Genomic DNA, 22,816 nt, shown 5'->3' with positions numbered 1-22,816 from the left:
CGCAGAACAAGATGAATGCACATGAAACACATTGAACATCTTGGCCAGGCAAGCTTCGAACATTAAGCCGCCTTCTTTTGTCTGGAGCCTGCCATGCCCAACCCGCCTGGTTCTTCGAGCCGTTGCAACGGAGCCATGTACCAATGAAGATGCCTGGCCGCGCACCCAATGCCTCGCTGCAACTCGATTACGTACGCGACACCCTGTTCGGACCGGTGGCGCAACGTGTGGAATGCCAATGCCAGCTCGCCGCCCTCAACCTGCAAGGCCGCCCAGGGCTTCGCCTGCACGTTTGCCCCCCACTGCCTGACAAGATCGACCGTGCTCACAGTGTGGCCTTCGTCTGGGATGGGCAGAGCTACCACGGCGTGGTTCGCGAGAAGGGAAAGTGCGGCGACGGCGGCCTGAACCTGCTGCTGGAACTGCAATAAGCCGATCAACGGCGGCCATCCAGGGTGAACCGGCTGGGAGCAGCGTGTCTCCATAGCAAAAGGGCTCATGCCTGCCGGAGAACGCCATGAACAGTCCGTTACTCAAGCTCTTCACCCACCCCGCCGACGCCTGGCTGGACATCCGCCGAGCCGAGGAAGACCACCCACAGCAATACCTGCCACGCCTGCTGGCTCTGGCGCTGATACCTGCCGTGTGCCTGTTCGTTGGCACTACCACCTTCGGCTGGAGCTTGGCGGCCGAGGAACGGGTACGCCTGAGCATGGGCAGCGCCGCGCAGTTGGCAGGCCTGCTGTACGTCACCACTGTGATTGGCGTGATGCTGATGGGGGTGATGATCCGCTGGATGTCACGAGGGTTCAATGCACAGCCCAGCCTGAACCAGTGTATTGGCTTTGCCGCCTATTGCGCCACGCCGTGGTTCTTTGCCGGAGTGGTCGGCCTGATGCCGATTCGTTGGCTCGCCTTTGTCGCGCTGATCGCTGCCTCTGCTTATGCCAGCGTGTTGCTATATGGCGGGTTGCAAACTTTCATGCGCCTGAAAAAGGAGCAGGCGATGCTGTTTGCAACCTGCGTCTGGGGGGTGGGGCTTCTGCTGCTGGTGACCATCCTGGTGGCAATGATCCTGTTCTGGTTCAACGGCCTGATGCCGGAATACGTACGCCCGGCCAACCTGGGCTGACCGGGGCACGACAGACGCGCTCAGGCAATCGCCTTCAGTGGCGCCGGATGGTTGTCACGCAGCGCATGCAGCTGCTCCACCAGGTTGACCAGGTCACGGCAACTGTTGAGGGTTTGCAGCGGGACCCCGCTGAGGGTCACGCCCTGATCGAGATCCTGGCCCTGACCAAGGCGGATGGTCAGGTTGGCGCCGTCCGGGCAGCTGACTTCACAGCGGTCTGGCAAGCAGGCCTGCTCGATCAGTTGCCGCATCTCTAGCAGTGAAACGCCTATCAACGACATGGTACGACCCTCTCTGTGGGATGGTCTGTTGTTTGGAAGTACGCCTTTGTCGGGCGGGGCGCCAATTGACATTGCGCATGCGCGGGTACAGGTCCATGTGCCGGGGCAATGAGCATGCGGGGAATCCTCTAGCACCTTAGTGGAAGATTCCTCCCGTGAGCCGAGTGTTCGAATGCATAAGCAAACTTAACGACGAGTGGTCTCGGTCAGCACCACGGCCAGTGTCCAGCCGGGACAGGCCCCCCCCCATCAACAGTGTCAGTGTGCGGCGCCTCCCCTCTCACCCTGCATCTGCCCAAACCGCCCGGCATGAAAATCATCGAACGACTCGGCAATCTCCGCCTGGCTGTTCATCACGAACGGGCCGTAGCCGACGATTGGCTCATTGATCGGCTCACCGCTGAGCAGTAGCACACTGGCGCCGTCCAGCGCCTCGACAGCTACGTCCATACCCTCGGGGTCGAGCAGCACCAGGCTGGACGGGCCAGCTTCGCGCTCGTTATTGATTCGAACCGTACCGCGCAACACCACCAGCGCCGCATTGCGACCGGCAGCAACCGGCAACTGCAAGGCCGCGCCGGCGTTGAGCCGCAAATCCCACACGTCCATCGAGGTGAAGGTCCGAGCCGGCCCCCGGTGGTCATGATAGTCACCGGCAATCACCCGCAAGCGCCCGGCATCACCGTCAAGCGCTACCACCGGAATTTCGCCGGCCAGCAGCGTCTGGTAGCCGGCCGCTGCACGCTTGTCCCGCGCCGGCAAGTTCACCCACAGCTGGACCATTTCCAGGGTGCCGCCACTGCGGGCAAAGTCCGGGGAATGAAACTCTTCATGAATGATTCCGTTGCCAGCCGTCATCCACTGCACGTCACCTGGGCCGATCAAGCCGCCAGCACCGGTGGAATCACGGTGCTCCAGTTCACCTTGGTAGACGATGGTCACGGTCTCGAAGCCGCGATGCGGATGCTGACCTACGCCGCGTCGTGTTCGGGTCGGGGTGAAATCATGCGGGCCGGCGTAGTCCAGCAGCAGGAACGGGCTGATCCGGCTGGCCAGGTTGTCGTAGGTGAACAGGCTGCGCACCGGGAAACCGTCGCCCACCCAATGGGCATGGGGGCTGCGGTGGATACCCACAATCTTTTTCATGAGAAGGCTCCTCTCTTGGCTGAGATAACCTTATCAATGATGTCAATCAAGCGGTAGCGGGCTAAAATGGCATGCATCGTCCCGCCTGTAGAACAGTCAGCCCTGCAGGAAATCGAGCACTTGCTCGGCCGCCATGGCCGGGTCTTCCTGCATGAAACAGTGCCCACCAGCAACCTGCTGCGCGGTCACATTGCGGTTGAGCAGCGCCAAGCGGTTCACCGAATGGGGTACGAAGGGATAGGTGTGTTCACCATACAACACCCGTGTCGGCGTACTGATTGCGGCCAGACTGGCCCACATGCGTTTGGGGAACGAACTGAAGATTTCTACTTCACGGCTGGGCCGGCACTTGAGCACCACGCCCTCCCCACAATCGCCAATGGCATGCTCGACATAGGCCTGCAGCGCCGCATCGGTCCAGCCTTTGAAGATGCCGCGCCCTTGCAGGGAGGCCAACGCCGACTCGCGATCGGGCCAGTAGCTGCGGCGGCTGGCAGCCTTGCGGGCCAGGGCGTGGCGCTGATGCAGGCCGACCAGGGCTGCCGCCCCCATCACGCCGATCATGCGTCGGCTGAACAGTACCGGGTCGAGCAGCACGGCCCGTGCGAACAGTTGCGGCTCACTGCCCAGGATCAGCCCCGTGAGCACGCCACCAAAGCTGTGCCCTACGGCAAACCGCTGTACCTCGCCATACTCGCCACGCCCTCCCTGAAAGGCCTCCACCGCCAAGGCAGCGGTGCGGTTCCAGCCGCGAAACACCCCACCATGGTCACTGTCGCCATGGCCCTGAACGTCGCAAAGCCACAAGTCGAAATGCTCGCCCAGGCGCATCAGCAACGGTTGGTAGGCCAGGCAGCAGAAGCCGTTGCCATGCAGAAAGTGCAGCAGCGGTTTGCCACTGGCCGGAGTTCGCCAGCCACGCAGGGTAAAGCCTTCGGCGCATTCGTGGGACCAGGGAATCAACTGCATCGGCTTACTGTACTCTCGGGGTCAGGAAAACGCTGATTCTACAAACAGCAGCGGGTACAGGGAAATCACCAGCAACAGGGCCATCACGACATTGAACAGCATCAGCCAGCGCGAATTTTGCAACAAATTGCGCAGGGCGCTGCCGAACATCACCCATACCCCCACGCTGGGCAAGTTGACCAACGCGAACAATGCCGCAATGACGATCACGTTGGTGAAGTAGCCTTGCGCTGGCGTGTAGGTGGTAATCGCCCCCACCGCCATCACCCAAGCCTTGGGGTTGACCCACTGGAACGCCGCCGCCCCCCAGAAGCTTAGCGGTTTGCGGGCACTGGACGAGGCCGTGCCGACCGGCCCGGAAGTGGCGATCTTCCAAGCCAGGTACAGCAGATAGGCGGCGCCAGCGTAGCGCAGCAACGTGTACAGTGGCGGCCAGGCCTTGAATACCTCACCCAACCCCAGGCCGACAGCCATTACCATCATCATGAAACCGAAACTAATACCCAAGGCATGAGGAACCGAGCGGCGCACGCCAAAGTTCACCCCCGAGGCCAGCAACATGGTGTTGTTGGGGCCAGGCGTGATGGAAGACACGAAGGCAAACAGCACAAAGGCGGTCAGCAGGTCGGCAGAGGCAAGCATGGCGGGCATTCCACTTTCTTTATAGGTGCTGTCACACTAGCGGAGTCGCCATTCTCAGCGACCGGTACAGTCTTGTTAAATTATGTAGATACACATCACTGTACCGACAATCCGGATCAAGGAAGCCGTCACCATGACCCTCACCATTCGCCCTGCCGTCCGTACCGATGCCGAGCAGATCCTCACCTTCATCACCGAACTGGCCGAGTACGAACGCGCGCGCCACGAGGTGGTCGCCACCCTTGCCGACATCGAGCACAGCCTGTTCGACGAAGGCAGCACGGTGCACACCCTGATGTGCGAGCGTGATGGCCGTGCAATCGGCTTTGCCGTGTACTTCTACAGCTACTCGACCTGGCTCGGGCGCAATGGCATCTATCTTGAAGACCTGTACGTAACCCCCGGGCAACGCGGCGATGGCGCCGGCCGGCAGTTGTTGCAGCACATTGCCCGCGAAGCGCTGGCCAACAACTGCGGGCGCCTGGAATGGAGCGTGCTGGACTGGAACGAGCCCGCGATCGGCTTCTACCAGAAGCTGGGGGCCGAGGCACAGGATGAGTGGGTGCGCTACCGGCTGGATGGCGACAAGCTGGCGGCATTCGCCCGCGGGTGATCGCCCGGTTTCTGCACTTCTGCCTGCTGGAAGAACGCTGCAGGCCTGAGCCTGTCATACCTGCTGCTCGGCAGCCTCGCGCGCTGTATGACATTGACGCCAAGCCCGCCCCATGCTCTCCTTATGCCTCGCGTTCAGGTGCCCCTCAAGGGGTGAAACGGGAAACCGGTGCGTCCCAGGCCCTTCAGCAGGGCCGGACAATGCCGGTGCTGCCCCCGCAACGGTAAGCGAGTGAAGCGTCTGTACCACTGTGCCCTTTAGTGCGGCATGGGAAGGTGACGCGTTCCAGGAGCTCAGCTCTTCCTCGCAAGCCCGGAGACCGGCCTGGCGTTCATGAACACCCCGCGGTGGGCGGGCGCTGTTGCATTCCCTTGGGCGACCCCGTCCGGGGCTGCCGCGCTCGCCCATTGCCCACAAAAAGCAGAGGATCGCGACATGCCCGTCACCAGCGCCAAACAACACAGCCTTGCTACCTCCGTTACCCTCAGCCAGCGTGTAACCATCGCCGTCGGTGCCAGCTTGCTGGGTCTGTGCCTGGTCTACTTTGCCGGGTTCTCGCACATCGAGGCCGTGCACAACGCTGCCCACGACACCCGCCACAGCGCCGCTTTCCCCTGCCACTGAGTACGCCTGATGATCACGCGCATTGCCCGTACTGCGGGCTTCAGCGGGCTCCTTGCAGCCCTGTTGCTGACCTTGCTGCAAAGCTTCTGGGTGGCTCCGCTGATTCTTGAGGCGGAAACCTACGAGTCCTCGGCCCCGGCCGCACATCACGAACACGGTAGCGAAGTGGCTGCTCATGAACACAGCGCCGAAGCCTGGTCGCCGGAAGACGGCTGGCAGCGCGTGCTGTCCACCACAGGCGGCAACCTGGTGGTCGCGGTCGGCTTCGCCCTGATCCTCGCCGCCCTGTACAGCCTTCGCGAGCCCAAACGTGCTGCCACCGGCGCATTGTGGGGGTTGGCGGGCTTCGCCGTGTTCTGCCTGGCCCCAACCCTGGGCTTGCCACCCGAACTGCCGGGTACTGCGGCCGCCGACCTGGGGCAACGCCAGGCCTGGTGGGTCGGTACAGCCAGTGCCACAGCGCTGGGCCTGGCCTTGCTGGTGTTCGCCCGCCATTGGCTGCTGAAGGCGCTGGGCGCCGTGCTGCTGGTCATTCCCCATGTAATCGGTGCTCCGCAACCCGAGGTGCACGAAAGCCTGGCCCCCGAAGCATTGGAAACCCAGTTCAAGGTCGCCTCCTGGCTGACCAACGCCGCCTTCTGGCTGGCCTTGGGCCTGCTCAGCGCCTGGCTGTTCCGCCGCGCCAGCCAGGCTTGATGCCTGCCTTCTACGCCGGTTTTGGTTGCCGCCGGGGTTGCCCGGCAGATGCCGTGCAACGCTTGCTGCGCCAGGCTCTGTACAACCAGGGGCTGGCGTTGGCCGACCTGCGCGGCATCGCAAGCATCAGCCTGAAGGCCGACGAGCCCGGCTTGTTGCAACTGGCAGAGCGCCTCGGTTTGCCCTTGGTGCTGTACCATGGCGCGCAACTGCAACCCTATGAACCACTGCTCAGCCACCGTTCCGCGGCTGCCCACCAGCACAGTGGCTGCTGGGGCGTAGCCGAGAGCGCGGCACTGGCCCTGGCCAGCCAGCGGCAGGGTACGGCCAGGCTGCTGCTGACGCGCCAGGTACTGGGCCCGGCCACGCTCGCCCTGGCCTGCTGAGCGTTTCGCACCCTCTTTCTTGCCAGGACTTTGCATGACCATCTACTTTATCGGTGCCGGCCCCGGCGACCCGGAGCTGATCACGGTCAAGGGCCAACGGCTGATTCGTCAGTGCCCGGTGATCATTTATGCCGGTTCACTGGTACCCGCCGCCGTGCTCGAAGGCCACCAGGCCGAAACCGTGATCAACAGCGCCGAACTGCATCTGGAACAGATCATCGCCGCCATGCACAACGCACACGAAAAGGGTCAGGATGTGGCCCGGGTGCACAGCGGTGACCCCAGCCTGTACGGCGCCATCGGTGAGCAGATCCGCCACCTGCAGGCGCTGGGCATCGATTACCAGATCATCCCCGGCGTTACCGCCACCGCAGCGAGCGCCGCCCTGCTCGGCTGCGAGCTGACCTTGCCTCAAGTGGCGCAGACAGTGATCCTCACCCGCTATGGCGACAGCTCGCCCATGCCGCCGGGTGAACAGTTGGGCGACCTGGCGCGCCATGGCAGCACCCTGGCCATTCATCTGGGGGTCAAGCACCTGTCGCGCATTGTCGACGAGTTGATGCCGCACTATGGCGCGCACTGCCCAATTGCAGTGGTGCATCGGGCCACCTGGCCAGACCAGGATTGGGTGCGCGGCAACCTCGGCGATATCGTCGAACGCGTAGCGGCCAAGGATTTCCGGCGCACGGCGCTGATCCTGGTAGGCCACGTACTGGGCGATACCCCATTCGCCGAATCGGCCTTGTACCGTGCCGGGCATGCCCACCTGTACCGCCCTGGCGACTGAACATTGCCAGCCTTGCCTCGGGCGTAGCAGACTCCGGGTTCCCGCCTGCGAACAGGAGTCATACCCATGCTGGAACTACGCCCCAACTGCGAGTGCTGTGATGCCGATCTGCCGGGTGACAGCCCCGACGTCATGATCTGCTCCTTCGAATGCACGTTCTGCCGTGCCTGTGCCGAAACCCGCTTCCAAGGCCGCTGCCCAAATTGTACCGGGCAGTTGGTAGCCCGCCCGACGCGGGTCGGAAAGGCATTGACCAACAACCCTGCCTCCACACTGCGTATACACAAACCGCACGCTGCCTGTGCCTGAACAACTGCAAAGAACCGGCATCATCGCTTTTTCAGGGTGATGCCTTTCCTGTTTCTTGTAGGACTTTTCAACAGTTAGCGCTGGGGATTTCAACACTTCTATACTCGGCATTACCAAACTTCGGGAATGGTCGTATCGTGCAGCGCTTCCGATAACCCCACTTGCAAACGTATTCCTGAGTGTTCCAGGAAGCGGACCACATCCCAACAGGAGTTTTCCTCATGACAACCGTGCTGATCGTCGACGACCACCCTATTGTCCGGCTGTCCCTGCGCCTACTGCTCGAGCGCGAGCGCTTCCATGTCATCGGCGAGGTCGGCAATGGCAGTGAAGTGGCTCAGGTAGCCCGCGAACTGCGCCCGGACGTAGTCATTCTCGACATCGGTCTGCCTGGCCTGGACGGCATGGAAGTCATCAAACGGTTGCAGAGCCTGGAGCCGGTACCGAAGATCATGGTACTGACCGGCCAGGCCACCGATCTGTATGTGCGCCGCTGCCTGGATGCCGGGATAGGCGCCTTCGTCACCAAGGAAGAGGACCATGAGGCCCTGCTGTTCGCCCTCAAGGCCCTGATCAAAGGTTATTCGACCTTTCCGCAAATGTCGGTCAACAGCAACTCGCTGGAGAGCGAGCCCGTGCGCCTGGCCAGTCTCTCCAACCGAGAAATGGAAGTGCTGCGGCGCCTTGCGCGCGGCGAGAACAACAAGAACATCGGCACTTGCATGAACCTCAGCGCCAAGACCATCAGCACCTACCGGGGCCGTATCATGGAAAAGCTCAAGACTGAGTCTCTCGTGGAAATGGTCGACCTGGCCAAGCGCAACAGCGTCTATTGAGCGCTCGGCTCCCATGAAACAGTTGCTGGCGAGCGTCCTTCTGACTATTGGTCTGGCCAACTCCACGGTGCTGCAGGCCAGCAGCGAACCACGCCATCTGCTGGCGCGCTCAATCAGTGCCGCTGCCCCGCTGGCGTTATCCGGCGATGATCGCCACTGGCTGAAAACTCGCCAACGTCTGATACTGGGCAGTGCGCGCCCCGACTACCCCCCGTTCGAAATCAATGTCAGTCAGCATGACTATGAGGGGTTGAGCGCAGACTACGCCGGTATCATCGGCGAACAGCTTGACATACCCATTGAAGTACGCCGTTTTGACAGCCGTCACGAGGCCATCACTGCCCTGCGTGATGGGCATATCGACCTGCTCGGTAGCTCCAACGCCTTCGAAGCGGCAGACGCCCAGCTTAGCCTGAGCACCCCCTATGCCGACGACCTGCCAGTGATCGTCACCCGTGAGGGGCATAGCTTGAAAAGCGCGCCCGACCTCGCCGGCCTGCGCCTGGCGATGGTCGATCACTACCTGCCGGCCGCCAGCGTTCGCACCCTGTACCCGAAAGCGCAACTGAGCCTATACCGCTCGACCCTGGCCGGGCTCGCTGCCGTGGTGCTGGGCGAGGCGGACGCCTATCTGGGCGATGCGATCAGCACCGACTACATGATCGGCAAAAGTTTTCAAGGTACGTTGAAAATCGACCACTTCTCGCAACTGGCTCCAGAGGCTTTTGCCTTCGCCATCGCCAGCGACAACCCGCGCCTGCATCGGCTGGTGAACAAGGCGCTGTCACGCATCAACGAAAGTGAACGCCTGAACATTCTGCGCCGCTGGAGCAGTGGTAACACCAGCCTGCTGCTACAGCGCCACCTCACGGCCTTGAGCGAAGAAGAAGAATCCTGGATCACCGCCCACCCCACAATCAGCGTACTGGTCAATACCTCGCTGGCACCTTTGACGTTCAACGATGCTCAGCACCGCCCTAGCGGTATCACCCTGGACCTGCTCAAGCAGATCTCACTGCGCACGGGGTTGCAGTTCACACCCGTCGAGAGTGCTTCATCGCAGGCCATGATCGACCGCCTGGTGCACGGCGAGGCACAGATGATCGGGGCGCTGGGCTATGGTGCCGACCGTTTGAAGCAACTGCGCTACACCCGCCCCTACCTGGTCAGCCCGCGCGTGCTTGTCACCCGCAACGACGGTGAACCACCTGCACAGGCCAAGTCCCTGGACGGCAAGCGCATCGCCTTGGTGCGGGGCTCACCGCAGCAGGCCGTTTTGCAACAGCGATACCCGCAGGCCGAGATAGTCGAAGTTGACAACCCACTTAGCCAGATGGAGGCAGTGGCCAACGGTGTTGCCGACGTGGCCCTGAGTAGCCATATCAATGCTGCCTATTACATCAGCCATGTGTTCAAGGACCGTTTGCGCATCGCCAGCGTGCTCGACGACGCCCCGGCGATTGCCGCCTTTGCCGTAGCCGCCGACCAGCCACAGCTACAGGCCATTCTCGACAAGGCGCTACTGAGCATTCCACCTGAAGAACTGGACCAGTTGATCAACCGCTGGCGCACCAGCACGCTGGTGAGCGACAGCCCATGGCGCGACTATCGCACCCTGGCTTTGCAGGTGCTGGTGCTGTCGGCCCTGCTGCTGGCCGGGGTGGTGTTCTGGAACAGCTACCTGCGCAAGCTGATCAACCAGCGAACCGAGGCACAGCACGCGCTGCAGGCACAGCTCGCGCTGAGCCGCGGGCTGCTGGAACAGCTACGCCAGGCCAAGGACGATGCCGAACAGGCCAGCCAGACCAAAAGCACCTTCCTGGCCACCATGAGCCATGAGATCCGTACCCCGATGAATGCGGTGATCGGTCTGCTGGAACTGGCCCTGGAAGATAGCCGCAGCGGCCACAGCGACGCCCAGACCTTGCAGACCGCCCATGATTCAGCCATTGGCCTGCTTGAGCTGATTGGCGATATTCTCGACATTTCCCGCATCGAATCCGGGCATATCAGCCTGCAGCCGGTGCCTACCAATCTGGTCGAACTGGTGCGCGCCACGCTGCGGGTGTTCGAAGGCAATGCCCGGGCCAAAGGGTTGCATCTGCAGAGCGAGCTGCCTGCAGAGCCGGTATGGGTGCTGGCCGACCCACTGCGACTCAAGCAAATTCTGTCCAACCTGATCAGCAACGCCATCAAGTTCACCGACCGTGGTGAAGTGCAGGCATGCCTGCTGCTGCCCAAAATTGCCGGCCACGGCCTTCTGGCAATCGAGCTGAGTGTGCGCGACACCGGCATCGGCATCAGCCCCGCCGACCAGGGCAGGCTGTTCAGTGCCTTCGTTCAGGTCGATGGCCCTAGGGCACGTCAAGGGGCAGGCCTGGGGTTGGTCATCAGCCGTACCCTGGCCGAACTGATGGGCGGCGCCCTGAGCCTTCAGAGCGTCGAGGGCGTTGGCACCCGGGTACAAGTCAGCCTGCGGTTACCCGTCTGCGCAGCACCGGTACCCGCACAACAGCCACTCACGACACAGGAAAGCAACAGCGGCCCGCTCAATATTCTGGTGGTCGACGACTACCCGGCCAACCTGCTATTGCTGGAACGGCAACTGCAAACCCTGGGGCACCACGTCACACTGGCGGAAAATGGCGAGATCGCCCTTGCACGCTGGCAGGAAGCGCGCTTCGACCTGGTGATCACCGATTGCAGCATGCCGGTCATGGACGGGCATGAACTCACCCGGCGCATTCGCAGCCTGGAGGGCGAACGCGGCCTGCCAGCAGGCCGTATTCTTGGCGTGACCGCCAACGCCCAGGCCGAGGAGCGTACTCGTTGCCTGGCCAGCGGCATGGACGAATGCCTGTTCAAGCCGATTGGTCTTCGCACGCTCAAAACCCATCTGCCCCAGGTGCGTCCTCAGCAGCCGTCGCCGGAGCCTTCCCATAGTGGGTTCGATCTGGCCGAATTGCGTCACCTGACCCAAGACGACGAACAGTTGACACGGCATTTGCTGGAGCAATTGTCGATAAGTGTCGGTGAAGACCTGGCCGCCCTGCGTGCCTTGGCGACAGATGCCCCTGATGAAGCCGTACGCGCCTTGGCCCACCGCATCAAAGGTGGCGCCAAAATGATCAGAGTGCGCACCGTGGTCAAAGACTGTGAAGCGATCGAACACGCCCACGCACAAGGGCTGTCCACCGTTGAACAGCGCCGGCAACTGCAAGTCAGCCTGCAGGCACTGCTTGACGAGATGCGCGAGGCGCTCAATGCAATTGCAGCGTCGAGCTGATCTGGCTGATGGCGTCCACGACGTGCCGTGAGCCTTGCTGGATTTCCATGATCACCGTCCCCGCCTCATTGGCCAGCGCCACGCCATGACCGGTGCGGTTGAGGCTCGATTGCATGCTGGCCACTGCCAATAGCGACAGGTCGTGGTTCTGCCGCACCACATCGACGATTTCCAGGGTGGCCTTGCTGGTGCGCGCTGCCAGGTTGCGCACCTCATCAGCCACCACGGCAAAGCCGCGCCCGTGCTCGCCGGCACGAGCGGCCTCGATGGCGGCATTCAGGGCCAACAGGTTGGTCTGGTCGGCGATGCCGCGAATGGTCAGCACAATCTGCCCGATCACGTCCGACTGCTTGTTTACCGCATCGATGCTGCGCGCTGCGTCGTTAAGCTCCTGGGAAATCTGCTCGATTACCTGCACTGCCTGCTGCACCACTTCGGTACCCTTGCGCGCGCAGGCATCGGTCTGCACCGAACTGGCATGGGCGGCATGGGCGGCGCTTTGCTGGGTGCAGACCTGATGGGTGATGTCGCTGGCAAACTTGACCACTTTGCACAGGCGGCCCTTGCTGTCGAAGATCGGGTTGTAGGAGGCCTCCAGGAAAACGGTCTGGCCTTGCTTGTTGACGCGTTCAAAGCGGTGCGAGTGGTATTCGCCACGGTTCAGCGAAGCCCAGAACTCCCGGTACTGGGCCGATTCGCGCTCATGTGCCAGGCAGAACAGCCCGTGATGGCGGCCAACCACCTCATCCAGGCGGTAGCCCATGGTGTCGAGAAAGTTTTGGTTGGCCTTGATCACCCGGCCTTGCGGGGTGAACTCTATCACCGCCATGGAGCGGCTGATGGCCTTGAGCAGGCTCTCGCTCTCGTGCTCCAGCACCACCCGCTGGGTGATGTCCGATGCTACTTTGATTACGCTGGTGACGTGCCGGTGCTCGTCCAGCACGGGCATGTAGCTGGCTTCCAGCCAGACCTCGCGACCCGCCTTGTCGATGCGCTCGAAGGTACCGCTGATTGCCTTGCCCTGCCCCAACTCGTGCCACAGTTGCTGGTATTCGGCGCTTTTTGCATAGTCCGCCTCACAGAACAGCCGGTGGTGCTTGCCTCGCAGTTCGTCGGCACTGTAGCCCATGGCCTGGCAGAAGCGCTCGTTGGCGTCGAGGATAGTGCCGTCAGGGGTGAACTCAATCATCGCCATGGCACGACCGATAGCGGCGAGTTTGGCTTGCGCATTGGCCAACGCCTCGCGGCTGCGCTGGATTTCTGCCAAATCAGACTTGCGGTGGAAATCGAACATGACGCGGGGCTCCCTATGCGCGGTTTTCTGAGCATAGATCGCCGTTGGCAAGTCGTCGCTTAGCCCCCGTAGGAGCGGGTTCACCCGCGAACACCGGCACAGCTGGTGCCATGCCCGCATCGCCTGCTTCGTGGGTAAACCCGCTCTACATACGTTTCGGGCCAATCATTCCTGTGGGATTCGCGCGAGAAGGCCCTGGCGGGCACTCTCAAGAGCTCTCGCGCACCATCAGCTCAAAGCCCAGATCCTGCTGCGCGTTCGTCACCCGCTTGCCATCCAGCAACGCCAGCAACGCCTGCGCCGCGCCCCGCCCCACCGCAGCCCGTGGTGTGCGGATCGAGGTCAGCCGCGGCACCATATGCGCCGAGGCCGGCAAATCGTTGAAACCGACCATCGCCACCTGGCGTGGCACCTCCACCCCTTGACGCAAGGCCTGCAGCACCGCGCCCTGGGCCAGGTCGTCATTACAGAAGAAGATACCGTCGACATCCGGCGCCTGCAGCATCAGTTGGCTGAACAGCACACTGCCCAGGGCAATCGACGACGGCTCCGGGGCCAGCACCTCCAGCTCGGCAGCCTGCAAACCGGCCTCTGCCAAAGCCTGACGGAAACCCTCGGCACGCTGCATCACCCTCGGGTCCAACTGCGCGGCAATGAATGCAAGGCGCTTGCGCCCGCGCTCGATCAGGTGCCGTGCAGCAGCATGCCCGGCCTGATGCTGCGAGAAGCCGACCGACAAAGCCCCTGGCTCACCATTGAGTTCCATCATGTGCACACACGGCACGCCGCTGGCAGCCAGCATCTGCCGCGCAGCATCGCTACGCTCGAAGCCGGTCAGCAAAATGCCGCAGGGCTGATAGGCCAGGTAATTGCGGATCAGGTTCTCTTCTTCGGCAAGGTCGTAGTGATAGTTGCCGATCAGCACCTCTAGCCCACGAGGGCGCATGACCTCGTGAATGGCCTCCAGGGTGTCGATGAACAGCTGGTTGGACAACGACGGGATCAACACCACCACCGACTGGCTGCGGGCCGAGGCCAGCGCCCGGGCCGCCGGGTTGGCAACATAGCCAAGGTTCGCCGCTGCGGCGATGACCTTTTCCACCAGGTCAGGCGCAACCGTGCTGACTCCGCGCAAGGCGCGCGAAGCGGTAATCGGGGAGACCCCGGAAAGCCTGGCAACTTCTGCCAGAGTGGGACGACCTGTAGTTCGGGAGCCGGTGCGGGACATGAATGTTGTAATTTTACTACTTGCAAGGAGAGGGAACGGCCACTAAGGTAGCGCTGTCTCAGGATGCAGGCAATGTAATCTTTGGTAGCGGCCACTACGCGCTTGCCACCAGGCGTCCATACTGCGTAAGGACAAGACCAATAACACCGGGGAGATGGCTGTTCGTCAACGGCGAGACAGCGCTATCTCACCCGCAGGAGGTACTGATGAATTCTCCCCTGTCCGCCATTGTGGTGATGGGCGTGGCCGGTTGCGGCAAAAGCTGCATCGGCGCCGCCATCGCTGCCAGAAGCGGCGGCCGCCTGATCGAAGGCGACGCTTTCCACCCTGCCGAAAACATCCGCAAGATGAGCGCGGGCATCCCGCTGGACGACAGCGACCGTGCCGGCTGGCTGGTACGCCTTGGTGAAGAGTTGCAAGCCACCACCCAGGCCGGACAACGCCCGATCCTGACCTGCTCGGCACTCAAGCGCCGCTACCGCGACACCCTGCGCGATGCCATGCCAGGGCTGGTGTTCGTGTTCCTCGAACTGTCGCCTGCCGAGGCCGAAAAACGCGTGCTGGCTCGCCCAGGGCACTTCATGCCGGCCAGCCTCATCGACAGCCAGTTCGCTGCCCTGGAATCGCCACGCGGCGAGCCACTGACGCTTGCACTGGACGCCACCCAACCGATCGAAGCACTGGCCGAAGCGGTTGACCACTGGCTAAAGCGCTGCGGTGAGCCGGGCCTGGCGCAAACCGCCTGACCTCGGTGGCTTTTCCGTCTCACCCAAGACAGCGCTACCCCAAACCGTAAACGCGACAAAGACTCCACAAAGCTACGCCCAAAACAACGATAAGACCGAGGCCTTCAAACCATGTTCGGACTGGCTACTGATACCTTCCTGCTGCTCGACGCGCTGGTTACCATCGTCGGGCTGATCCTGCTGATCACCCACTTCAAGGTTCACCCCTTCGTCGCCCTGACCCTCGCGGCCGGCTTCTTGGGCCTGACTTCCGGCATGCCGGTGGCCAAGGTCATGAAATCGTTCCAGGACGGTTTTGGCGGCGTACTTGGCTTCGTCGGTATCGTGCTCGCCCTGGGCACCATGCTCGGCAAGCTGATGGCCGACTCTGGTGGCGCCGACCAGATCGCGCAAACCCTCATCCGCGCCTTCGGGAAGAAGAACGTGCATTGGGCGATGATGTTTGCCGCCTTCCTGGTGGGCATCCCGCTGTTCTTCGAAATCGGCTTTGTGCTGCTGATTCCACTGGTATTCATCGTCGCCCGGCGCTCGGGCGTATCGTTGGTGAAAATCGGCATTCCGCTGCTGGCCGGCCTGTCGGTGGTGCACGGGCTGGTGCCGCCACACCCGGGCCCCTTGCTGGCGATTGGCATTTTCCACGCTGACATTGGCAAGACCATTTTCTACGGTCTGATCGTCGCACTGCCCACCGCGATCATCGCCGGTCCTCTGTTCGGTAACTTCATTTCCCGCTACATCCCGGGCAACCCGTCGCAGGAGCTGATGGACCAGATCGCCAAGGAGTCCGACCAAGGCAACCTGCCAAGTTTCAGCATCACCCTGATCACCGTATTGCTGCCGGTCGCATTGATGCTGCTGAAAACCTTTGCCGACGTGGTGCTGCCTGCCGAGCACATCGTGCGCCAGTGGATGGACCTGATCGGGCACCCGATCACCGCCCTGCTTGCCGCCCTGCTGCTGGCCTTCTACACCTTCGGCTCGGCCCGAGGCTTCAACCGCCAGCAGATCATGAAGATGCTTGACCAGAGCCTTGCACCGACTGCCGCCATCGTGCTGATCGTCGGTGCTGGCGGTGGCTTCAAGCAAATGCTGGTGGACACCGGCGTAGGGAACGTGATCGGGCAGATGGCGGTGCAGGCAGAAATCTCGCCGATCATGCTGGCATGGCTGGTGGCGGCGGTGATCCGCATCGCGACCGGCTCCGCCACAGTCGCCACCATCACCGGCGCGGGTATCGTGGCACCGGTGATCGACCTGGTGCCGGGGGTGAATCGTGAGCTATTGGTACTGGCCACCGGTGCCGGCTCGCTGATCCTGTCGCACGTGAACGACGCCGGCTTCTGGCTGGTAAAGCAGTACTTCAACATGACCGTGGCAGAAACCTTCAAGACTTGGAGCATGATGGAGACGATCCTGTCCATCGTCGGCATCATTTTCATCATGTTGCTGTCGCTGGTGGTGTGACCGTTGATCGGGGTAATGGCACCTTGACGTTTCGGGTAAGGCCAAAGATGAAGTATGAGCCTTACCCGAATAGCAAAGGAGCCTGCCATGCCCCGCTCAATCATCCTGTCGATTGCCCTGCTCGCCTCGCCGCTGGCCTTTGCTGTCGGCACAGGTCCGACCTACCCCGACGACCCGCACAATACGGCGCCACAGCCTGGCGCGGATAGCACCCTCAACCCGATCGAGAAGCCTTTGCCGCGGGACACCGACCCGCGCTTACAGGGCAACGAACCGCAAAGCCCGCCGGCCAAGCAGAATGACAACCGCGACCTGCCGGGGATAGATGGCAGTGGGTCGGAAGGTACCGGCCGGCAAGGAGAAGGCAGCTCGGGCACAGGTAACCCCTGACGACACCGCCTGTACTACCACTGACGCTTGTCAGGCCGGGTCAGCCCCAGCTTTTCGATCCGGTAACGCAGCATATCCCGCGACAATCCAAGCATCCGCGCCGACTTGGTCACGTTCCAGTCGGTGCGGTCCAGCGTCTTGCAGACGAGATCACGCTCCATGTCAGGCAGACTTGTACCCGGCTCTGGCTCATGCCGAGGCATTTCGAACATGGCCGCCATCGGCTGCTGCACCAACGGCTCGTCAACCAAGGTCATGCACAGGTTCAACTGATGCGCCTGCACGACCTCGTTCGGCGCCAGCAACACGGTTTGCTCCAGCATGTTGCGCAATTCACGCACATTGCCCGGCCAGCTATAACCGAGCATCAGGCTTTCGGCCTCGGCAGAAAAGCGCAGGTTCGGCTTGCCATAACGCCGGCTGTGGTGGGCAAGAAAATGCCGCGCCAGTAGCAGAATGTCCTGCCCACGCGAATACAGGCGTGGCACCTTCAGGGCGATAATGCGAAGGCGGAAGAACAGGTCACGGCGGAACTTGCCCTGCTGCACCATTTGCTCCAGGTTACAGTTGGTGGCACTGATCACCCGCAGATCCACCTTGCGCTCCTTCACCGCACCAATCCGGCGGATGCTGCGGTCCTCCAGCAACTTGAGCAACTTGGCTTGCAGCACCAGGTCCATTTCTCCGATCTCGTCAAGGAACAGGGTGCCGCCATCGGCTGCCTCCACCAGCCCCACCCGGCGCTCCTTGGCATCGGTGAACGCGCCCTTCTCGTGGCCAAACAGTTCGGCCTCAAGCAGGTTGGCAGGGATCGAAGCGCAATTGAACTCGATGAACGGCCCTTTACTGCGCGAACCATCAAAATGCAGGGCCCGGGCGACCAGCTCCTTGCCAGTACCGGTCTCGCCTTCGATCAGCACCGGCGGCAGGTCGTCACTGGCCATGCGCCGCTCGGCATCAAGCACCTGGCGCAGGGTGTGCTTGAGGGTGAGCATCACCGGCGACTCGCCGATCAAGGCCTGCAACCCGGACTTTTGCGCCTCGCGCTCCTGGTAGAACGACAGCGTGCGCTCCATGCGCTCGGTAGCCAGGGCCTTGTCCAGGGTCAGTTTGAGCTCGGCCAGTACCACCGGCTTGGTCAGGTAATGAAAGGCGCCCTCCTTCATCGCCTGCACGGCATCTTCGACATTGCCGTAGCCGGTCATCATGATCACTTTCAGGTCCGGCGCCTGGGCCACCAGGGTACGCAGCAGGTCGTGCCCGCTCATGCCTGGCAACGAGTTGTCGGTCAGCACCGCGTCGGGTTGCGCCCGCTTGATCTGCTCCAGCGCCAGCTCCGCGCTGTGGCACACGATGACTTCGTAGCCCTTTAGGCTGAGGTAGGTGCGAATGTTGTCGGCAAGGATTTCATCATCCTCGACGACCAGGATGCTGTGCTCCATGTTCCCCTCCCGCTGCAATATTGAATGTAAGGCTGACGCGGGTTCCTTCCTCCTCGCGGCTGCTCAGGCTGACCGAGCCGCCAAAACGTTCCATGATGCGTTTGACCAGGGCCAGGCCTACACCGAGGCCACCCTGTTTGGTCGTGAAGAACGGTTTGAACACCATCCGTTCCTGCTGTTGGCTCATGCCTTTGCCCGTGTCGGTCAGCACGAACTCGGCACGCAGGCCTTCCTGCACATTGACCTGGGCATTGAGCATCCCGCCAGCGGGCATGGCCTCCAGGGCGTTGGAAAACAGGCTGTTGAGAATCTGCGTGAGCTGCAGCGGCTGGCTGACCACCCACTGCTCGTCAGGCCCTTCGAAATGAAAGCGCACGCCGTTGCGTTCGATCTGCTGGGCGAAGGCCAGGTGGGTGTCCTCGATGGCCGCCACCAGGTCCACGGCCTCGGGTTCGTCACTGGCCGGGCGCAACGACACCAGCAGGTCGCGCACCCAGCGCGACATGCGGTCGACCTGGCTGATGATGTCAGTGATGTTCTTCTGCGCAGCTGGGTTGGCAGTTTCCTGGGCAAGTTCGGCACTGGAGCGTATGTTGGCCAGCGGGTTACGCATGCTGTGAGCCACTGCCGACGACATTTCTCCCAACGCCACGTAGGTTTCGCTTGCCACCAGCCGCTCCTGCTGCAGGTGCAGCATGTGCGCCGCCCGGCGCACGATCCAGAACAGGCCGAAGTAGATCAACGCCCCACCCACCAGTGTCGAGGCCCAGATCAACACATAGCCGCGCTGGATGCGGCGGATGAGGTCTTGCGGCTCCTTGTAGATTTCCACCATGGCCAGTACCTGCTCACCCTGGCTGTCGAACAGCGGGATGTAGTTCTCGATGAACAGGTAGCGTGGTGCACGCTGGAACTTCTGCTCTTCGCGATCATGCGCAACCTTGTGATAGCTGGCCCACACCGCCTTGCGCGAGCGGAAGGCGCGCTCAAGATCGCCATCAACTTCTATCCGCTTGCCAATCAGTTCTACGTTGGTGGACCAGACAATGGTGCGGTCGCGGGCATAGACGTTGGCCAGCAAGGTGTCCGGCAGGTGCTCGACATGATCGAGGAACTCGACCCGGGTCGATTCGGCCAAAGCCGGGGTGACTTGCAGGTGCTGCAGGTCCAGCCGCGGGTCCAGCAACTCGCCCATGGTGGTGCCAGGCGGCAATTGCGAATGACGCACTTCGGCCTGGGCCATGGCCTGAATGAACTGCGCGGTGAGCATGGCATCGCGCTGCACACTGTCGCGCACGACGAAGCGTGTTGAGACGTAACCCAGCCCAACTGCCACTGCGGTAATGATCAACAGGCTGATCACCGAAAACCAGCGCAGCAGGTTGAAGTCACGCAAGGGTACGGCCAGTCCGCTGGCGGTTGCATTGGCCTTGTCGGGCGCTTCGTTTTCCAGCATCTGCATCGCGTGGTTCCCGCGCAGGGCGTACGTTAAGAACTGCATCAAAGCCAATGGCAGTCGCCAGTGGGTCGCAATCCACCTGGGCAGTCGCAGCTGCCATTTGTCGCGTGTCGCGCTTCACAAACTTCGTAGCAAAAACCTGGCCAGAGGAACCATTACAAATTAAATTCGTTATTTTTCAGTTAGTTGCGAAAACTTATTAAGTGTAATTAGAGGGTGATCCCCCACATTTGGGTGACTAACACCCAAATATATAACTCTTATATCTATCAGTACCTTACTGGGCTTTATTAATGTAATTTGACGCACTCAGGCCAGTCGAAAACCTAACGAAACCCTCGTGCCGTGGCCTTCGCTGCTGCTGAGCCGGACCGTACCGCCGAACCGTTCCATGATGCGTTTCACCAGCACCAGCCCCACTCCCAGCCCTCCCTGTTTGGTGGTGAAGAACGGCCGAAAAGCCATACGCTGCTGCTCTTCGTTCATGCCTTTGCCATTGTCGGACAAGCGCAGGGTCAGGCCGCGCCGGTTGTGACGTACCACCTCGATACGCAACCGCCCGCCCTGCTCCATCGACTCCAAGGCATTGGCAATCAGGCTACTGAATACCTGGCGCAGCAATACCGGGTGCCCCAACACCTGCGCGGCCGGTAACGGTTGCAGGTCCAGGCTTACCCCGCTGCGCGCCAGCGGCACAGCGTAGGTCTGCAGACTTTCCTGCAACGCCTGCGACAAGTCCACCGCCAGCGCCTCGTCGTTCAGCGGGCGCAGTGATTGCAGCATCTGGCGGATCCACTGCGACATGCGATCGACCTGGCTGATGATATCGCCGACTTGGCGCTGCGCCGGGCCTTCGTCGAACGCCTGCGCCAGTTCGGCACTTGAGCGGATGCTGGCCAGCGGGTTGCGCAAGCTATGGGCCACCGCCGAAGACACCTCACCCAGTGCCACGTAGGTTTCGCTGCTGATCAGTCGTTTCTGCTGCACCGCCAGCAGCCGTGCGGCGCGGTGCATGATGCAGTAAAGGCCGACATAGACCAGTGCAGCGCCGACCGTGATAGCCAACCAGATCAGGATCAGGCCACGCTCGATGCGTACGATCAGGTCGCGGGGCTCCTTGTAAATTTCGACCATCGCTGTGACCCGATCGCCATCGGCATCGAACAGCGGAATGTAGTTCTCGATGAACAGCTGCTTGGGCGGGGTGATGAACTTCTGCTCCGCGCGAGCCTGTTCGAAATTGTGATAGCTGGCCGAGACCCGCATCTTGTACTCGAAAGCCCGGTTCAGGTCTTCGTCGCCTTCGATCAGCTTGCCGATCAGTGCCGGGTTGCTGGACCAGATGACTGTGCGGTCCAAGGCGTAAATATTGGCCAGCAGCATATCGGGCAGATGCGCGATATGGTCAAGGAACTCGCCACGCGCCTTGCGCCGGGCTTGCGGGTCGACGTCGGGCAAGCTGTCGCGGTCGGTGCGCGGATCGAGCAGTTCGCCCATGGTCCGCACATTGGGGATCGACACATGGCGCACTTCGGCATCGGCGATGGAGGTGATGAACTGTGCCGTGAGTAACGCATCACGCTCGACGCTCTCGTCGATGATGAAGCGGCTGGAAATAAGCCCCAGCCCGGCAGCCACCGAGGAAATGATGGCTAGACTGACCCACGCATACCAGCGCAGCAGGTTGAACGGCTTGCGCGGGGCGGCCAACTCGCTACCGGCAGGCACATCAGTAGTGACGGAACGAGGGGCGACGTCCATAACGGACTCCTCAGCTGGGCACCTTCAAAAGGTTATAGCCCAGACGTGCGGAAACCATAGTATTAAATTGATGGCATCCGCCGAAGGGTATTTATGCCCTCCTCACTTCACCTTACAAAGACGAATCATCAGTCACCCCTTGCAGCTTTCGATACTCCCGCAGCACCGCGGGCACATAGCGGCGGGTCTCGGCAAACGGCGGCACGGCACCGCGGCGCAGCACAGCATCCGGGCCGGCGTTGTAGGCTGCCACGGCCAAGGTGATGTCGTTGTCGAACAGGGTGAGCATCTGCTTGAGGTAGCGTGCCCCGCCCTGCACATTGTCTTCCGGGTCCAGGCGGTCTTGCACCCCCATCTCGCGGGCGGTGTCCGGCATCAGTTGCATCAGCCCCACGGCACCCGCCCGCGAACGGGCGTTGGGGTTGTAGCCGGACTCGGCCTTGATCACTGCGTGCAGCAGCGCCGGCGGCACATTGTGGATGCGCGCAGCCGTCGCGACGACCTCGGCGTAAGGGCGGCCGGTGATCAACTGCGCTTTGACCGGCCCACCCTGGGCTAGCGGCTCGCTGATCACCTTCTCATAGTGACGCCCTGGTCGGTGGACATTGGTCAGTACGTAGCCCCCCTTGGCATCGATTGAGATGTACACATCGGCCTGGGCAGAACCTGCCGCCAGCCAGATCAAACCGAGGATGAGTCCACGCATGCCGGTCGCCTCTTGGTCGTGGCCCCTGATGTGGGGGAAATGCCCCGGAAAACCCGAGGACAGTCACCACGACGCAAGCACTGTGCCGCTTCCTGTGCCGCATGGCGCAAGGCCCCGAGGCAGACGTGCACGGCTGTTGCATAGTGCAGGTCAACGCTTGTCCCCATGCAGTGGAGGGTTTCACCATGCAGCGCAGAACCAACCCGCAACGTGGCTTCACTCTGCTAGAACTCCTGGTGGTACTGGTAGTACTCGGCCTGCTGGCCGGCATCGTCGCCCCCAAGTACTTCAGTCAGCTAGGCCGCTCCGAGGCCAAGGTTGCGCGGGCGCAAATCGAGGGGCTGAGCAAGGCCCTGGACTTGTACCGCCTGGAGGTCGGCCACTACCCCAACAGCGAACAAGGCTTGCAGGCGCTGGTGGTCGCACCCAGCGGCGAGGCTCGCTGGACCGGCCCGTACCTGCAGAAGGCCGTGCCGCAAGACCCGTGGGGCCGCCCTTACATCTACCGGCAACCCGGCGAGAACGGCGGTGAGTACGACCTGCTGTCGATGGGCAAGGACGGCCAGCCGGGTGGCGACGGGGAAAACGCCGAAATTACCAGTTGGCAGTAGGGAGAGCG

Annotated in this window: 23 protein-coding genes, 2 pseudogenes and 1 riboswitch; of the genes and pseudogenes, 14 read left to right on the top strand and 11 right to left on the bottom strand. The window is 62.0% G+C overall.

Translation table 11 applies throughout. The features are described 5' to 3' along the window. The first annotated feature begins 143 nt into the window (after positions 1-143). Positions 144-431, top strand: coding sequence for a hypothetical protein (locus LVS58_RS09765; RefSeq protein ID WP_233690896.1), 288 nt, complete (start codon positions 144-146; stop codon positions 429-431). A gap of 86 nt (positions 432-517) precedes the next feature. Next, positions 518-1,132 carry a Yip1 family protein gene (locus LVS58_RS09760; protein WP_233690895.1) on the top strand — a complete coding sequence of 205 codons (615 nt, stop codon included), beginning with the start codon at positions 518-520 and terminating at the stop codon, positions 1,130-1,132. A 20-nt stretch (positions 1,133-1,152) separates the two neighbouring features. Here the strand turns inward: LVS58_RS09760 and LVS58_RS09755 are convergent, their stop codons facing one another. The 4 genes from LVS58_RS09755 to LVS58_RS09740 form a co-directional block, all read right to left on the bottom strand. Further along, positions 1,153-1,413 (bottom strand): DUF1652 domain-containing protein, encoded by a 261-nt coding sequence (locus LVS58_RS09755; RefSeq protein WP_233690894.1) that lies wholly within the window; start codon positions 1,411-1,413, stop codon positions 1,153-1,155. Positions 1,414-1,671: 258 nt separating this feature from the next. Beyond that, complete coding sequence (locus LVS58_RS09750; RefSeq protein WP_233690893.1) at positions 1,672-2,559, bottom strand: pirin family protein; 888 nt, start codon at positions 2,557-2,559, stop codon at positions 1,672-1,674. 96 nt (positions 2,560-2,655) lie between these two features. Further along, complete coding sequence (locus tag LVS58_RS09745; RefSeq protein WP_233690892.1) at positions 2,656-3,528, bottom strand: alpha/beta fold hydrolase; 873 nt, start codon at positions 3,526-3,528, stop codon at positions 2,656-2,658. Positions 3,529-3,549: 21 nt separating this feature from the next. Continuing rightward, positions 3,550-4,179, bottom strand: coding sequence for a LysE family translocator (locus LVS58_RS09740; protein ID WP_233690891.1), 630 nt, complete (start codon positions 4,177-4,179; stop codon positions 3,550-3,552). A gap of 124 nt (positions 4,180-4,303) precedes the next feature. Here LVS58_RS09740 and LVS58_RS09735 point away from each other — a divergent pair, with 124 nt between their 5' ends. The 8 genes from LVS58_RS09735 (at position 4,304) to LVS58_RS09700 (ending at position 11,707) form a co-directional block, all read left to right on the top strand. After that, positions 4,304-4,783 (top strand): GNAT family N-acetyltransferase, encoded by a 480-nt coding sequence (locus LVS58_RS09735; protein WP_233690890.1) that lies wholly within the window; start codon positions 4,304-4,306, stop codon positions 4,781-4,783. A 119-nt stretch (positions 4,784-4,902) separates the two neighbouring features. Further along, positions 4,903-5,125: riboswitch (cobalamin riboswitch) on the top strand. 93 nt (positions 5,126-5,218) lie between these two features. Continuing rightward, entirely contained in the window at positions 5,219-5,407 is a 189-nt protein-coding gene (locus LVS58_RS09730; protein ID WP_233690889.1) for a CbtB domain-containing protein, read from the top strand. Between the two features lie 9 nt (positions 5,408-5,416). Further along, a complete protein-coding gene (locus LVS58_RS09725; protein ID WP_233690888.1) occupies positions 5,417-6,103 on the top strand; it encodes a CbtA family protein in 687 nt (228 codons plus the stop codon). Next, positions 6,103-6,489, top strand: coding sequence for a cobalamin biosynthesis protein (locus LVS58_RS09720; RefSeq protein WP_233690887.1), 387 nt, complete (start codon positions 6,103-6,105; stop codon positions 6,487-6,489). Before LVS58_RS09725 ends, LVS58_RS09720 begins: the two co-directional genes overlap by 1 nt. Positions 6,490-6,523: 34 nt before the next feature. Continuing rightward, positions 6,524-7,276 carry a precorrin-4 C(11)-methyltransferase gene (cobM, locus tag LVS58_RS09715; RefSeq protein WP_233690886.1) on the top strand — a complete coding sequence of 251 codons (753 nt, stop codon included), beginning with the start codon at positions 6,524-6,526 and terminating at the stop codon, positions 7,274-7,276. 66 nt (positions 7,277-7,342) lie between these two features. Next, a complete protein-coding gene (locus tag LVS58_RS09710; RefSeq protein ID WP_233690885.1) occupies positions 7,343-7,585 on the top strand; it encodes a DUF1272 domain-containing protein in 243 nt (80 codons plus the stop codon). Positions 7,586-7,806: 221 nt separating this feature from the next. Then, positions 7,807-8,421 carry a response regulator transcription factor gene (locus LVS58_RS09705; protein WP_014590838.1) on the top strand — a complete coding sequence of 205 codons (615 nt, stop codon included), beginning with the start codon at positions 7,807-7,809 and terminating at the stop codon, positions 8,419-8,421. Between the two features lie 13 nt (positions 8,422-8,434). Then, complete coding sequence (locus tag LVS58_RS09700; RefSeq protein WP_233690884.1) at positions 8,435-11,707, top strand: transporter substrate-binding domain-containing protein; 3,273 nt, start codon at positions 8,435-8,437, stop codon at positions 11,705-11,707. On the opposite strand, the pseudogene LVS58_RS25285 reads toward LVS58_RS09700, so the two are convergent. The 3 genes and pseudogenes from LVS58_RS25285 to LVS58_RS09690 form a co-directional block, all read right to left on the bottom strand. After that, positions 11,682-12,101, bottom strand: a pseudogene (locus tag LVS58_RS25285) (methyl-accepting chemotaxis protein); the annotation flags it as partial. The gene LVS58_RS09700 and the pseudogene LVS58_RS25285 overlap by 26 nt on opposite strands. Positions 12,102-12,218: 117 nt before the next feature. Continuing rightward, positions 12,219-12,896: pseudogene (locus LVS58_RS25280) on the bottom strand (PAS domain-containing protein); the annotation flags it as partial. A gap of 313 nt (positions 12,897-13,209) precedes the next feature. Further along, the gene (locus LVS58_RS09690) at positions 13,210-14,229 is read right to left on the bottom strand and encodes a LacI family DNA-binding transcriptional regulator (protein ID WP_233690882.1); all 1,020 of its coding nucleotides are present in this window, start codon (positions 14,227-14,229) and stop codon (positions 13,210-13,212) included. Positions 14,230-14,435: 206 nt separating this feature from the next. Between LVS58_RS09690 and LVS58_RS09685 the strand changes: the two genes are divergently transcribed. The 3 genes from LVS58_RS09685 (at position 14,436) to LVS58_RS09675 (ending at position 16,829) form a co-directional block, all read left to right on the top strand. Further along, complete coding sequence (locus LVS58_RS09685; protein ID WP_233690881.1) at positions 14,436-14,975, top strand: gluconokinase; 540 nt, start codon at positions 14,436-14,438, stop codon at positions 14,973-14,975. A gap of 111 nt (positions 14,976-15,086) precedes the next feature. Next, entirely contained in the window at positions 15,087-16,439 is a 1,353-nt protein-coding gene (locus tag LVS58_RS09680; protein ID WP_003253832.1) for a GntP family permease, read from the top strand. A gap of 87 nt (positions 16,440-16,526) precedes the next feature. Next, positions 16,527-16,829, top strand: a complete 303-nt coding sequence (locus LVS58_RS09675; RefSeq protein WP_233690880.1) for a hypothetical protein — start codon at positions 16,527-16,529, stop codon at positions 16,827-16,829. A 14-nt stretch (positions 16,830-16,843) separates the two neighbouring features. On the opposite strand, the gene LVS58_RS09670 is transcribed toward LVS58_RS09675, so the two are convergent. From LVS58_RS09670 to LVS58_RS09655, 4 genes are all read right to left on the bottom strand, one after another. Then, the gene (locus LVS58_RS09670; RefSeq protein WP_233690879.1) at positions 16,844-18,271 is read right to left on the bottom strand and encodes a sigma-54-dependent transcriptional regulator; all 1,428 of its coding nucleotides are present in this window, start codon (positions 18,269-18,271) and stop codon (positions 16,844-16,846) included. Then, positions 18,240-19,733 carry a sensor histidine kinase gene (locus LVS58_RS09665; protein ID WP_233690878.1) on the bottom strand — a complete coding sequence of 498 codons (1,494 nt, stop codon included), beginning with the start codon at positions 19,731-19,733 and terminating at the stop codon, positions 18,240-18,242. Before LVS58_RS09665 ends, LVS58_RS09670 begins: the two co-directional genes overlap by 32 nt. A 306-nt stretch (positions 19,734-20,039) precedes the next feature. Beyond that, positions 20,040-21,491, bottom strand: coding sequence for a sensor histidine kinase (locus tag LVS58_RS09660; protein ID WP_233690877.1), 1,452 nt, complete (start codon positions 21,489-21,491; stop codon positions 20,040-20,042). A 112-nt stretch (positions 21,492-21,603) separates the two neighbouring features. Beyond that, positions 21,604-22,197: a lytic transglycosylase domain-containing protein gene (locus LVS58_RS09655; protein ID WP_233690876.1), complete on the bottom strand. Its 594-nt coding sequence runs from the start codon at positions 22,195-22,197 to the stop codon at positions 21,604-21,606. A 185-nt stretch (positions 22,198-22,382) separates the two neighbouring features. Between LVS58_RS09655 and gspG the strand changes: the two genes are divergently transcribed. Continuing rightward, entirely contained in the window at positions 22,383-22,808 is a 426-nt protein-coding gene (gene gspG / locus LVS58_RS09650; RefSeq protein WP_003253843.1) for a type II secretion system major pseudopilin GspG, read from the top strand. Positions 22,809-22,816 lie beyond the last annotated feature (8 nt).

Origin of the sequence: Pseudomonas sp. JR33AA (genome assembly GCF_021378985.1) — a bacterium.
GTDB classification, from domain to species: domain Bacteria; phylum Pseudomonadota; class Gammaproteobacteria; order Pseudomonadales; family Pseudomonadaceae; genus Aquipseudomonas; species Aquipseudomonas alloputida.
The sequence above is the reverse complement of the archived record's forward strand: the minus strand, read 5'-3'. Positions and strand labels throughout refer to the sequence as shown.

Coding starts and splice junctions, on each gene's coding strand:
- LVS58_RS09765 (WP_233690896.1), top strand. CDS start 144: ATGAAGATGCCTGGCCGCGCACCCAATGCCTCGCTGCAACTCGATTAC.
- LVS58_RS09760 (WP_233690895.1), top strand. CDS start 518: ATGAACAGTCCGTTACTCAAGCTCTTCACCCACCCCGCCGACGCCTGG.
- LVS58_RS09755 (WP_233690894.1), bottom strand. CDS start 1,413: ATGTCGTTGATAGGCGTTTCACTGCTAGAGATGCGGCAACTGATCGAG.
- LVS58_RS09750 (WP_233690893.1), bottom strand. CDS start 2,559: ATGAAAAAGATTGTGGGTATCCACCGCAGCCCCCATGCCCATTGGGTG.
- LVS58_RS09745 (WP_233690892.1), bottom strand. CDS start 3,528: ATGCAGTTGATTCCCTGGTCCCACGAATGCGCCGAAGGCTTTACCCTG.
- LVS58_RS09740 (WP_233690891.1), bottom strand. CDS start 4,179: ATGCCCGCCATGCTTGCCTCTGCCGACCTGCTGACCGCCTTTGTGCTG.
- LVS58_RS09735 (WP_233690890.1), top strand. CDS start 4,304: ATGACCCTCACCATTCGCCCTGCCGTCCGTACCGATGCCGAGCAGATC.
- LVS58_RS09730 (WP_233690889.1), top strand. CDS start 5,219: ATGCCCGTCACCAGCGCCAAACAACACAGCCTTGCTACCTCCGTTACC.
- LVS58_RS09725 (WP_233690888.1), top strand. CDS start 5,417: ATGATCACGCGCATTGCCCGTACTGCGGGCTTCAGCGGGCTCCTTGCA.
- LVS58_RS09720 (WP_233690887.1), top strand. CDS start 6,103: ATGCCTGCCTTCTACGCCGGTTTTGGTTGCCGCCGGGGTTGCCCGGCA.
- cobM (WP_233690886.1), top strand. CDS start 6,524: ATGACCATCTACTTTATCGGTGCCGGCCCCGGCGACCCGGAGCTGATC.
- LVS58_RS09710 (WP_233690885.1), top strand. CDS start 7,343: ATGCTGGAACTACGCCCCAACTGCGAGTGCTGTGATGCCGATCTGCCG.
- LVS58_RS09705 (WP_014590838.1), top strand. CDS start 7,807: ATGACAACCGTGCTGATCGTCGACGACCACCCTATTGTCCGGCTGTCC.
- LVS58_RS09700 (WP_233690884.1), top strand. CDS start 8,435: ATGAAACAGTTGCTGGCGAGCGTCCTTCTGACTATTGGTCTGGCCAAC.
- LVS58_RS09690 (WP_233690882.1), bottom strand. CDS start 14,229: ATGTCCCGCACCGGCTCCCGAACTACAGGTCGTCCCACTCTGGCAGAA.
- LVS58_RS09685 (WP_233690881.1), top strand. CDS start 14,436: ATGAATTCTCCCCTGTCCGCCATTGTGGTGATGGGCGTGGCCGGTTGC.
- LVS58_RS09680 (WP_003253832.1), top strand. CDS start 15,087: ATGTTCGGACTGGCTACTGATACCTTCCTGCTGCTCGACGCGCTGGTT.
- LVS58_RS09675 (WP_233690880.1), top strand. CDS start 16,527: ATGCCCCGCTCAATCATCCTGTCGATTGCCCTGCTCGCCTCGCCGCTG.
- LVS58_RS09670 (WP_233690879.1), bottom strand. CDS start 18,271: ATGGAGCACAGCATCCTGGTCGTCGAGGATGATGAAATCCTTGCCGAC.
- LVS58_RS09665 (WP_233690878.1), bottom strand. CDS start 19,733: ATGCAGATGCTGGAAAACGAAGCGCCCGACAAGGCCAATGCAACCGCC.
- LVS58_RS09660 (WP_233690877.1), bottom strand. CDS start 21,491: ATGGACGTCGCCCCTCGTTCCGTCACTACTGATGTGCCTGCCGGTAGC.
- LVS58_RS09655 (WP_233690876.1), bottom strand. CDS start 22,197: ATGCGTGGACTCATCCTCGGTTTGATCTGGCTGGCGGCAGGTTCTGCC.
- gspG (WP_003253843.1), top strand. CDS start 22,383: ATGCAGCGCAGAACCAACCCGCAACGTGGCTTCACTCTGCTAGAACTC.